The organism is Halogeometricum sp. S1BR25-6 (assembly GCF_031624495.1).
GTDB classification, from domain to species: Archaea; Halobacteriota; Halobacteria; order Halobacteriales; family Haloferacaceae; genus Halogeometricum; species Halogeometricum salsisoli.
The window spans coordinates 127,981-139,752 of sequence record NZ_JAMQOP010000004.1; the positions used below are offsets into that span (position 1 = coordinate 127,981).

The following is an 11,772-nucleotide window of genomic DNA, read 5'->3' on the forward strand; positions in this document are numbered from 1 at the left end:
CACTCGTTCCTTTCGAAGCCCTCCGAAGCGGTGCGGGCTTCGACGGCAGTGACTACTGCGTGACCGGCGCTCTCTCGGCTACCGACCGAACTCCCGTTCGCTCGTGGCGCGACACGGACGCCTTCGGAATCTCCCTCCCCGCACTCAGTTCGTCCAGTGCGAGCGTCGCCGAGACGGTAACGGCCGGTTCAGGCGCCGAAGCGATACCAGACGAGATATCCGGCGTACCCGACGAGCGACCCGACCAGCAGGCTCGCTCCCCAGACGCCGGCGATTCCGGCGGCGGGTCCCGTGAAGACGAACATCCCGAGGACGAATAGGATGACCGCCAGACCGATGCAGGTCCAAAACAGCATGCTCTTCGGAACGGGTAGCCCGGTCTGCCCCTCGGGGCGCGATGACGTCGCGTTCGACATGCTTCGACGTGTGTTCTCCCACTACATACGTGTTACGCCGTCCGGCGGGCGAGAGAACCGTCGAGGAGCGGAGAAGTAGCGGCCGAGCGACCGAGTCAGTCGTGGAGGTCCGGGCTGTTCCAGTACTCGTGGGTGTCGTCCGCGCGGAAGCACCGACAGAGGTGCTCGCCCGCCCCCGTCGTTATCTCGCCGGGGTGTTCGCGCTGACAGACCTCTCTGGCCTCCGGACACCGCGGGTGGAAGTTACAGCCGCTCGGCAGGTTCCTCGGGTCCGGAACGTCTATCTCTCGGATGGGGAACTCCTCCTCGTCCCGGTCGTCGAAGAGGTTCGGCGTCGCCCAGCGGAGCGCCTTCGTGTACGGGTGTTGCGGGTTCTCGATTATCTCGTCGACGCCGCCGATTTCGACGATTTCTCCGAGGTACATCACGGCGATTCGACCGCCCGACTTCTCGGCGATGTATCGGGCGTTCGAGAGGTCGTGGCTGATGAACAGGTACGACGTGTCGAAAATGTCCTGCAGTTCGAGCATCAGGTCCATCATCTCGACCCGTAGCGAGACGTCCAACGCGCTGATGGCCTCGTCGGCGAGGATGAGGTCGGGATTGAGGAGCATCGCGCGGACCAGCACCGCCCGCTGTTTCTCCCCGCCCGATAGCTGGTGCGGGTAGCGGTTGAGGAAGTCGCCCGGCGGCGTCATCCCCACGCGTTCGAACATCGCGTGGATCCGTTCCTCGCGACGCTCGCGACTCATGTCCGGGTTCCACTTCTTCAGCGGCAGCGACAGCGACGTGATGACGCGCTGGTTCGGATTCAGCGCGCTCCCGGGGTCTTGGTGGATGATCTGCAGGGCGTGTCGTATCTCCGAGAACGGAACCGAGGCGTTCTTACCGCTGCTCTTGGCCTCCCAGATGTCCTGTCCCCGATACCGCACGGCTCCGCTGGTCGGCTTCTGCACGCCGATGGCCGTCTTGCCGAGCGTCGACTTCCCGCACCCGCTTTCACCGATGAGCGTCACGATTTCGCGTTCACCGATGTCCAGCGACACGTCGTTGACGGCTCTGACCGGGTTCGTGTTGTCGAAGAAGCCCAACATCCCGCCGCTGTTGTCGAACTCGACGGTAACGTCCTCCACCGAGACGACCGGGTCGGACCCGGTGCTACTCATGGACCGCCTCCTCTTGCATCGAGTCGCCGCGCAACGGAACGGCCTCTTGCGCCTTCTCGTGGTAGAAACAGGCCGCCTCGTGGGTCTCGCTGACCGTCGCCATCGGCGGCTCGGAGGTCCGGCAGTGTTCGTCTGCGATGGGACATCGAGGGTGGTACGAACAGCCCGAAATCCGGTCGACCGGGTCGGGCTTCGACCCCGCGATGGCGTGCATCTCGTCGACGGGGACGTTCAGGTCCGGCGTCGCGGCGAGCAGGGCGCGCGTGTAGGGGTGCGACGAGTTGTAGAGCAACTCGTCGACCGTCCCGCTCTCGATGAGTTGGAAGGCGTACATGACTGTGAGGCGGTCGGCGATTTTCGTCAGCAAGGGGAGGTCGTGCGTGATGAACACGATGGTCAGGTCGTGTTCCTCCTGGAGGTCGTCGAGCAGGGAGACGATGGAGCGCTGCATCAACAGGTCCAGCGCCGCGGTCGGTTCGTCCATCACGAGCACCTCCGGTTCGAGGATGAGACTCAGCGCGATGAGCGCGCGCTGTTTCATCCCGCCGCTCAGTTCGTGCGGATAGGCGTCCATGACCCTATCGGGGTCGAGGTAGACGCTTTCGAGCAGTTCGCGGGCGCGTTCGAGACCGGCCGGGATGTCGCGGCCGTGGTCCTGCAGCGTCTCCCGGAAGTGCGCGCGAACCCGCATCACGGGGTTGAGCGAACTCATCGCCCCCTGGAACACCATGGCGACCTCCTCCCAGCGGAACCGCTTGAGTTCCGACTCGGAGAGCTCTAATACCGACACGGGGTCGCCCTCCCGCGGGTAGTACATCACCTCGCCCGAACAGACGCCCGGTTCGACGACGGCGTTGAGCAGCGAGGAGGCGAGCATGGACTTGCCGCTTCCGCTCTCGCCGACGATACCGAGCGTCTCCTCCCGGTGGATATCCATATCCACGTCTCTGACGACGCGCGACGCGCCGCGGTTCAACTCGAACGACACGTTCAGGTCCCGGATTTCGAATATCTCGTCTCGAATGCTCATCGTTCACCTACTGCGTGCATGCGGGTGCTCGTTGATAGTAGTATCGTCATCTGTTCTCATATCTCCGCGGAATCCCCTTGGTCCGCCGCCTTGTCGTCGGTGGTCGTCGAGGCGTGCCGCGCGCGGAGTCGCACGTTGAACACGCTGTCCATCCCCTGCGAGAACAGCACGAGGCCGAACGACATCAGGAAGATGGTCACCATGGGGAAGATGAGCCAGTGCAGCATCTGCGGGCGGTTCAGCGCCCCGCCCTTGTACGCGAGGTTCATCAGCACGCCCCAGTTGAACGTCGTGAACGGGAGGATGCCGAGGAAGTACAGCCCGACCGACTCGAAGATGATGCGGCGGGAGGCGAGCGCGGAGTTGATGGTGATGTACGGCATCAACTGCCCCAGGAGGTCCCGGCGCAGGATGGTCCCGGTGGAGAGGCCCATTATCCGAGAGGCCTCCACGTAGGACTCCTCGCGGATGCTGAGCACCTGCGAGCGCACCGTCCGCGCCAGCCCCGGCCAGTTGTCGAGGCCGAGGAGGACGCCGACGATGTAGGGGTTCTCCGGTGCGAAGATGGCCATCAGGACGATGACCAGCGGCAGGCCGGGAATCGTGATGACGACGTCCGTGACGGACATCAGCACCGTGTCGACGACCGTTCCGCGCATAAATCCCGACAGGAGGCCGACCAGCGCCGCGACGCCGATGCTGATGACGGCGCCGGCGAATATCATCTTGAACATCGCGGGCGTCGCGTGGATGAGTTGGGCGCCGATGGGCTGTCCGAACGTGTCGGTTCCGAGGATGTAGTTGGGGTTCTGGAACGGTTGCGCGAGAATCGGGGCGTCCCCGCTCGTCGGCCGGTCGACGAGAACGACGCCGGCCGTTCCCGCGAGGAAGAACCCGAACAGGATGAGCGTCCCGACGACGGCGCGCCAGTCGGTCAGCGCGACGCGGGCGGGGGCGACGACCGTCAGGTCGAGAGTCCGTTTGACCCGTTCGCTCATCGGCGTCGGTTCGTGCTCCGTGGACGAGTTGAACAGCTCTTCGAGGTCGACCGTATCGTTGGGGTCTCGGTTACTCATTGTCTGCTCCTGCGGAGATGCGCGGGTCGACGAACCCGTACGTGAGGTCGGCGATGAATATCGCCACGACGGTGACGGTCGTGAAGATGATGAGCGACCCCATCAGCAGCGGGTAGTCCTGCGTCTGGATGGCGTTGTACATCAGCAGTCCCACGCCGGGGTACGAGAAGATCTGTTCGACGATGACTGCACTGCTGAAGACGCCGGCGATGCCGATCATGAACTGCGTGTACATCGGGAGGATGGCGTTTCGACCCACGTACTGCGTCGCGATTCGAGACCCGCGCAGACCCCGTAGCTTCGCGACTCGGAGATAGTCCTCGCCGAGCACCCGGACCGAGTTGCCGCGCATGGTCAGCGCGCCGCCCAGTCCGAGCATGCTCATCGAGAGTATCGGGAGCGCGGCGTGCATGACGATACTGCGCATGAACGGGACGTTGAACCCGGCGGTCACGCTCGAGGAGACGCGGCCCCCGTACGGGAACCACGACATCTGGATGGCGAAGAAGTAGATGAGGAGGATACCGACGATGTAGTACGGCACCGAGTTGAGTCCGATGAGAACGACGGAACTCACCGAGTCGAAGCGCGACTTCTCCTTGAACGCCATCACCGCTCCGATGACGATGCTGAGCGAGTAGCCGACGACCATCGCGTAGACGCTGATGAACATCGACCACGGGACCCGCTCGAAGATGAGCGCGGTGACGGGCTTGTTCTCGTAGATGGAGGTGCCGAGGTCCTGCTCAAAGATGATGCTGCTGAAGTACTGATAGAACTGGATGTACAGCGGCTGGTCGGGTTGGACGTTCGTGTACAGCGCGACGAGTCGGTTCAGCCGTTCGAGGTTGACCGTGCTCCCCCCGGTCCCCGCCTGCTGTGAGAGGATGACATTCTTGAGCGATTCGGTCGGGCTTCCGGGCATCGCGTGGTAGAGCACGAACGACAGCGTCACCGTCGCGACGAGGGTCAGAATCGCCTGCCCGAACCGCTTTGCCAAGTAGTTTGTAGCCATGTTTTGAATTATCTTCTATGTGGTTCCCTAAAACTGTTTCTGGAGTCGTTCGGGACGGTCGTTACCGCTGCGTCACCCACCCGCGCATCCACGCGTGCTGTCCCGGGTTGTTGGCGTCTATCTTGTGCTCGCCCGACCCGTCGGGGAAACTGAAGTTCGCCTCGTCGCCCCAGTAGCCGCTGTTCTCCTGCATGTAGACGATGGCGGGCAGGTCGTAGTTGAACCACTGCACGAGCGTCTTGGTCCGCTCTTTGACCTGCTCTTTCGACGTCGACGCCGGGAGGTCGTTCATGAGTTGGGCGGGCTGGATCGACTGTCCGCTCCCGGACACCGTTTCGGCGCCGACCTGGCTCGGAATCGTCGTCTCGAACGGGACGCCCGTCGGGCCGACGTCGTCGCTGCTGGCGGGGTCGCCCACTAGCACGCCGTAGAAGTCGTTCGAGTAGTACGCGGTGGGATGCCACAGAGCCTTGGCGACGTGCCAGACCCACCCGAGGTCGAAGTCCCACTCCTGAAGCTTCGTGTAGTAGCTGTCTCCGACGGCGTTCAGGTTCGTCTCGATACCGAACTGATTCAGTTGGTCGCTGAGGAACTTGCTCGGCTGAGCCTGCCCGATGTTGTCGCGCGTGAGGATGTCGAGGCTGACCGTGTTCCCCTCCGAACTGGCCCACGTCCCGCCCTGCTTCGAGTAGCCGGCCTCCTCCATGTACTGCGCCGCCTTCTCCGTGTCCGCGTTGACGGGGTACTTGATGAGTTGGTCGACGAACTCCTGTCCGAGATACTCTTCGTGGATGGACGACCGAAGCCCCGTCTGCACCTGCGTCGGTTCGGCGACGTAAGCCGCCTGCACGGCCGCACTCGTGATGGCTTCGAGGTCGATGGCGCTGATGAGCGCCCGGCGAACGCTGCGGTTCGCGAGGTGCTCGTTCTTCCAGTTAAGGATGAACTTCTGAGTTCTGAACCAGTTGAGTTTGAACTGGTTCTTGATGTTGTCGGGGTAGCGCTGCGGTTCGTTGATGTAGCCGAACAGCGCCATGTCGAGTTTGTCGCTCGTGGCCAGCGAGTCCGTGTTGTCGCCGACGGGGACGATGCGCGTCTGCTCGATGTCGGTCCGGTCGGCGTACGGGTGGTCCTCGTACTTCTGCGTGATGGTCTCCGCGGAGTTGAACTGCGTTATCTCGTACAGACCGTTTCCGAGGCCCTCGTCGACGAACTGCTGGGTCGAGATGGTCATCTTCAGCAGTTCCTGCGTGACGGCGTCGCGCTCGTCGGACCCCGAGGCCTCCTCGTAGCGGGTGAGGTACTCCTCGAAGATCCACCGCGGCGTGTTGACCGCGGTTCCGACCAGACTCGCCTTCATCAGCGACGGCGTCACGGCGTTCTTGAACGTCCGCTTGATCGTCCGCTCGTCGACCAGTTCGTGGCTCGCGTAGTTCGACGACTCGGGGTCCTGAAGACGGTCGATTTCGCTGCCCACGTAGTAGTCCTTCGCCGTGACGTCCCGGCCGTTCCAGTACGTCCACCCCGTCGGGAACGTCAGCGTCATCTCCTTGCCGTCTATCGTGATGTCCTCTAAGAAGTCCGAGGCGATGGTTCCGTCGGAGTACGCCGTCGCCACCGGCGTCCAGAAGTAGGTGCTGAAGGAGTGACCGAAGTTCGCCAGGTTCCACTTGTTGAACTGAATCTGCGTCGGTTGTCGCCCGCCGACGAAGTCCAATCGCTCCTCGGACCCGTTTCCGCCCCCGGAACTCCCGCCGCCGGAGCCGGTTCCCGATCCGGTCTCGCCGCCGGACTGCCCGCCGCCGCCGGAGCCGTCGCCGCCCATACATCCTGCTAGTCCTGCTGATACGATGCCGGCACCGGCGCCCAGGAGGGCGCGCCGGTTCCAGCGGTTTTCGTCATTGCTCATGACCACTATCGGAGAGTGTGTCACTGACTGTATATATATCTATTGTTCACCGCGGGTTTGGGCGGATGACCGGAGAGGACGACCGCAGGGCGTCGAACAACGCAGGAACGCCTCAGAAAATCCGAGATGCGGTTCGTTTCGAGGGAACTATGCTCCGAGAACGATATGTGACCGCGTTTCCGATCAGGTCTGGCGTCGCGTACAGACGACGAGCAACGTACCGGAGACGATGAATATAATCACGAACGTCACTATCTGGACGACCGAGATGACGTACGTTGCGGTTCCGGATTCGACGAACTGCAGTGCGACCGCTAGCACGACCAGCGCCAGTGCCGAGACCATCGCGAGGAGGCGAAACTGGTTGCGGAAATCGCACAATACGTCGACGAAACTGGCGTCGGTCATGGCGGCCTTTCGCGACCGGTGCTTATCAAACGTGCGACGGGTCGTGTTCGTCAGTCGGCGCGGATTTATTACCCGCTGTCGGGAACGAACACCCGATGCACGATGAGGACCTCGCCCAGGGACCCGACGCCGGCCGCGAACTTCCAGCCGAATGGCGAACGTACGACGACCCCGAGACGGACGCACGGATCCGTCAGCTCACCGACTGCGAGGAGGGCGACAGCTGGCACCTCTACTTCACGGAACCGAGTTGGTACGACGACGGCCGACGGCTCATGTTCCGTTCGACGCGCGGCGGGAACGGCATCGACCTCTACTCGGTCGACCTCGAAACAGGCGGGATACGCCAACTGACCGACCTCCCGTCCTCGCTCTCGGGCGTGACCTGTCACCCCGACGCGAGCGTCGCCGCCTTCTGGGCCGACGACCGTCTCGTCGCGTTCGACCTCGACCGCGAGACGCTTACCTCCCTGTACCGCCTCCCGGACGGATACGGCGGGAGCCACGCGGCGATAACCGCGGACGGCGAGCGAGTCGTCGCCGCCATCTCCGAGCGCGTCGACCTCGAACGCGACGACGAGAACCGAGAGCGGTGGATGGAGGCCCGCATGAACGTGGACGCCAACTCCAAGGTGATTTCGGTGCCCCTCTCGGGAGGGGAGCCGACGGTCCACGTCGACGAGAACCGGTGGCTCAACCACGTCAACGCCTCCCCGACGCATCCCGAACTCGTCACCTACTGCGAGGAGGGTATCTGGGAGCGGGTCGACCGGGTGTGGGGTCTCGACCTGACGTCGGGCGACACGTGGCGGATACGGCCGACGGAGGAGGGCGAGGCCGTCGGCCACGAGTACTGGCTCGCCGACGGCGAGTACGTGGGATACCACGGGTGGCGCGGCGACCGTGACGACCCCGACGCGTTCTTCGGACAGGTACGGTACGACAACGAGGACCGACGGGAGGCTCCCGCTCCGGACGTCTACACGCACTTTCACAGTAACACGCGCGACCTCGTCGTCGGCGACGGAACCTATCGCGGCGTTCCGTACGACCTCCTCTGGCGCTGGGACGAGGAGGCGAGTGCCTACGAGGCGCCGCGGATGCTAGCCACCCACAACTGGCAGAGCGACGCCGACGCCCACCCGCACTCGCGACTCGCCCCGGACGGCGACAGCGTGGTCTTCGACAGCACCCGCGGCGGCGCCGGGTCGGAGGTCTATCTCGCGACGGTGCCGGAGGACCTCTCCGACCTCCCGCGCTACGAGGGGCCGGGTCTCCGAGTGGACTGACGTTTCGTCGCTCGACAGTTCGCCCCGCTACGGCCGGATTTCACCCCATCCGGAACTCCTCCCAGTCGTCCTCGAACTGCCGCCGGTCGATGTTCGCCTGCGGTCGGTCCACGATGTAATCGAGCGTCAGTTCCTCGCCGGGGTCGGTCCGCCACTCGACCACGAGGTCCCACCCGTCGCCGGTCCACTCGAAGTACGACTCCCACGCGAACGCCGCGTCGGGACCTTCGTGCGCCTTCGCGCGGAGTTCGAGCGTCGCGTCCTTGTGCGGACAGACGCCCTCGACGCGGGCCGCGGGCGACTCGCCGGGCGAGAGCGTCGTCGTTCCGCTGGCCTCGCCGTCGCCGACGTTACCGGCGACGACCGAACTCGACGAGGAGACGGCGATGGGCGAGACGGTACCGCCCTTCCGCACGTCGTTGTCGACGTACTGATTTCCGAACGCGGTCGGCCCCGTCTCTCGTATCCCGTGCGTCTGCGTGCGCTCCCCCTCCGGGCGGTCGTCGAGCATCCGAACGTTCGAGACGGTGATTCCCTCCGTGGGGAGCGTGTAATCCGTCTCCCCCTTCGGGTAGCCGTGAACCCGTATCGCCTCGCCCTCGCAGTTCTTGATGACGCCGCCGGAGATGCTGACGTTGAACGACGCGGACGCGAAGATGCCGGAGTCCTCCGCGCCGACGATGTTCACCTCGCCGATGGAGGCGTTGCGCGCCGTGAGCAGCATGATTCCCTTCATCCCGTCGCGGCTGACGACCTGCCCCACGGAGACGTTGTTGCAGAAGTTCGCCAGGCGGAACGTCGGATAGCCCGCCGGACCGCCGGGACTTCGCCCGATGACGCTGTTTATCGTCGCGTCCGTCGTCTGGTTGAGCAGCACCGCACACCCTCCGATGTCCGTGGCGAGGACGCGGTCCACCTGCAACCGGTCGACGCCGTACGTCTCGACGGCGTGATGGCCGCCGTTTTCGAGGTAGACCGACTCGATGCGCACGTCCTCGCAGCGCTTCGGCGTGCCGATGTCGTAGCCGTTGTCGATTCGGATGCCGTCGTTGGTGTCGGCGTCCTCGTCGTACAAAACGGTCACGTCGCCGATTCGAACGTTCGAGCAGCGCTGGAACCGCAGCGCCATCCACGGCCCGCCCTCGACGGTCAACCGCGGCACTTCGACGTGTTCCGCGTCGGTTGCCGTCACGGCGATGGCGTTCGAGTACTCCCCGGATTCGTACTCGAAGGAGAGGGGGGCGGCGACGTCCAACACCGTGTAACTCGGCAGTTCGACGCTGCGGAAGTCCCCGTCGTTGTACGGGACCGATCCCGGCGAGACGATGGAGACGGTCTCCTTCCAGTCGCGGCCGTCGGTGAGGCTGTCGACCGCGGCCTGCGCGACGGTCAGCACGTCCTCGCCGCTGGCTACGTGGTCGTCCCGGCCGTCGGCGTGGAAGACCCCCTCCTCGTCCTTCCAGACGACGACGTCGGCCGCCCGCGAGGGCGTGTAGAGGCGGTCGACGTCGAGGGACCCGAGGTTGTCGAGTTCGTGGCCGCCGGCGTCCACGTCGCGGTTCCACGGCCGACCGGAGGGGCCGTCGCCGGTCTGCTCCTTCTCTGTGCCCGTCGTCGCGCCGGCGCTTCCGGTCGCCGCCGCACCGGTTCCGGCCGCCCCGAACAGTGCGAGCGCCGTTCGCCGCGTGAGACTCAGTTCGTCGTAGCTATCGCTGTCGTGACCGCCGTCTCTGTTCGTCACAGTTCGTAATCATATCCATCGAACATATAGGTTTCTACCGAACGTCGTCCCCAGCGATTCAGCGTGGCGGGAGATTTCCGTTCGTCCGGAAGTCGGCGTCCCCCGCGACGGCGGCCGTCGCGTCGGCGAGGTCGTTGCCGGCGAACAGGCGGGCGTCGGCGACGTCGCTCGCGGCGAGGAACGTTCCGGTCCCCTCCTGCGCGCGGCAGTTCCGGACGCTCACTGAGTCCACCGCGCGCAGGTCGACCGCCGCCGCGTCCGACTCCCGGTGGGCCTGCCGCCCCGCGAACCCGTCGACGCGGAGTCCCTCGACGCCGACGCACCGGAGGCCGTTCTCGAAGTAGTCGGGGACGTCGCCCTCCCACTCGACCGAGAGGTCGCGGAGGTCCACGTCGCTGGCGTTCTCGACGTGGAGCGCCGCGATATCGCGCTCCTGTATCGGCGGCACGACCGACGTCGGTTGGAGGTCGAAGTTCCCGCCGACGGCGTCGGCGTGTTCCCCTCGCCGAACCTCGATTTCGACGCCGTCGAACCGCACTCCCCGCACATCGGCGCTCTCGTGGGCGTAGACGAGCGCCCCGTTCTCGCTCCGCGCGACGACGTTCGAGAAGCGAACGTTACGGACGGGGCCGACGCTCGTCGACTCGTCTCTCGGAACCGACGTCACGTAGATCGGCTCCCCCTTCCCCCACCACGGACCGGGAAGGAGGCGCGTCTCGACGACGATGTTCGAGAACAGCACGTTCTCCACGGCCCCGCCGTCGCGGTGCTGAATCCCGAGGCCGCGGTTCGAGTCGGTGACGACGCAGTTCTCGAACGTGCAGTTCCGCACGTCCCGCGCGGTCTCGGACCCGAACTTGATGGCGCAGGCGCTGGAGGCGAGCGTGCAGTTCGTCACGGTCACGCCCTCCGTCGGTCGGTCGCTCTCGGCGAGCGTCCCGACCGTGATGGCGTCGTCGCACGTCCGTATCGTGCAGTCGGAGACGTGCACGTTCCGGGAGTTCATCACCGACACGCCGTCGCAGTTCGGTATCCTGGGGTGGTTGTGAACGTCCACGCCGACGATATCCACCTCCTCGGAATCGTGGACGCTCAGCGTCCACGCGGGCATGTCGCGGAGCGTGACCCCCCGAACGAGGACGTCCTCGCACCCCTCGAAGAGGAACATCGGACCGGGGCGGAAGTCGGGTTTAGCCGCCGGCCACCTGTCGGTTCCCGAGGAGCGGTCGAGGTACGCGTCGCCCTGCCGGGCGCGGTGCGCGCCGTTCGAAACCAACGGATGCGCGTCGCTCTCGTCGGAGTGGCCGCGGATGGGCGTGTCCATCAGCATGAACTCCGTCCCTCGGCCGTCGAACGTCCCGCGCCCCTCGACGGCGACGTTCTCGACGCCGTCGGCGACGAGAAACGGTCGTTCGCCGTCCGGTCCGACCCGCGCGTCGTCGTACGCCGACTCCTCGAACGCGGCGAACACCGTCGCGCCGGCGGCGAGTTCGAGCGAGACGTGGCTTCTCAAGCGTACGGTTCCGACGACGTACTCCCCCGCCGGCACCGCGACCGTTCCCCCGCCGCCGTCGGCGCAGGCGTTTATCGCGCGCTGAAACGCGTCGGTGTCCGTCTCGGCGTCGTCGTCGTACTCCCGTACCGAGACGGTCGAGTGAGCGTCCATGGCGGGTGTCTGGCGAGCGGTTCCGATAGGTGTTGCGGTGGTGCCCCGAGCGCTTC

At 65.2% G+C, this 11,772-nt stretch carries 10 protein-coding genes; 1 reads left to right on the forward strand and 9 read right to left on the reverse strand.

Translation table 11 applies throughout. The features are described 5' to 3' along the window. Positions 1–188: 188 nt before the first annotated feature. From NDI76_RS17980 to NDI76_RS18010, 7 genes are all read right to left on the reverse strand, one after another. A complete protein-coding gene (locus NDI76_RS17980) occupies positions 189–416 on the reverse strand; it encodes a hypothetical protein (RefSeq protein WP_310925540.1) in 228 nt (75 codons plus the stop codon). Between the two features lie 95 nt (positions 417–511). Further along, a complete protein-coding gene (locus NDI76_RS17985) occupies positions 512–1,582 on the reverse strand; it encodes an ABC transporter ATP-binding protein (protein WP_310925541.1) in 1,071 nt (356 codons plus the stop codon). Continuing rightward, positions 1,575–2,612 carry an ABC transporter ATP-binding protein gene (locus NDI76_RS17990; protein ID WP_310925542.1) on the reverse strand — a complete coding sequence of 346 codons (1,038 nt, stop codon included), beginning with the start codon at positions 2,610–2,612 and terminating at the stop codon, positions 1,575–1,577. Before NDI76_RS17990 ends, NDI76_RS17985 begins: the two co-directional genes overlap by 8 nt. Before the next feature lie 56 nt (positions 2,613–2,668). Continuing rightward, the gene (locus NDI76_RS17995; protein ID WP_310925544.1) at positions 2,669–3,688 is read right to left on the reverse strand and encodes an ABC transporter permease; all 1,020 of its coding nucleotides are present in this window, start codon (positions 3,686–3,688) and stop codon (positions 2,669–2,671) included. Beyond that, the gene (locus NDI76_RS18000) at positions 3,681–4,703 is read right to left on the reverse strand and encodes an ABC transporter permease (RefSeq protein WP_425498380.1); all 1,023 of its coding nucleotides are present in this window, start codon (positions 4,701–4,703) and stop codon (positions 3,681–3,683) included. The genes NDI76_RS17995 and NDI76_RS18000 overlap by 8 nt, the downstream gene beginning before the upstream one ends. Positions 4,704–4,764: 61 nt before the next feature. Then, positions 4,765–6,528, reverse strand: coding sequence for an ABC transporter substrate-binding protein (locus NDI76_RS18005; protein ID WP_425498385.1), 1,764 nt, complete (start codon positions 6,526–6,528; stop codon positions 4,765–4,767). A 267-nt stretch (positions 6,529–6,795) separates the two neighbouring features. Continuing rightward, on the reverse strand, positions 6,796–7,020 hold the full coding sequence (locus tag NDI76_RS18010; protein ID WP_310925546.1) for a hypothetical protein: 225 nt from the start codon (positions 7,018–7,020) through the stop codon (positions 6,796–6,798). Positions 7,021–7,115: 95 nt separating this feature from the next. Between NDI76_RS18010 and NDI76_RS18015 the strand changes: the two genes are divergently transcribed. Next, positions 7,116–8,309: an oligogalacturonate lyase family protein gene (locus NDI76_RS18015; RefSeq protein ID WP_310925547.1), complete on the forward strand. Its 1,194-nt coding sequence runs from the start codon at positions 7,116–7,118 to the stop codon at positions 8,307–8,309. Positions 8,310–8,349: 40 nt separating this feature from the next. Here NDI76_RS18015 and NDI76_RS18020 read toward each other — a convergent pair whose 3' ends face one another. Both NDI76_RS18020 and NDI76_RS18025 read right to left on the reverse strand, forming a co-directional pair. Next, the gene (locus NDI76_RS18020; RefSeq protein ID WP_310925549.1) at positions 8,350–10,050 is read right to left on the reverse strand and encodes a right-handed parallel beta-helix repeat-containing protein; all 1,701 of its coding nucleotides are present in this window, start codon (positions 10,048–10,050) and stop codon (positions 8,350–8,352) included. Positions 10,051–10,108: 58 nt separating this feature from the next. Further along, on the reverse strand, positions 10,109–11,716 hold the full coding sequence (locus NDI76_RS18025) for a glycoside hydrolase family 28 protein (protein WP_310925550.1): 1,608 nt from the start codon (positions 11,714–11,716) through the stop codon (positions 10,109–10,111). Between the last annotated feature and the right edge of the window lie 56 nt (positions 11,717–11,772).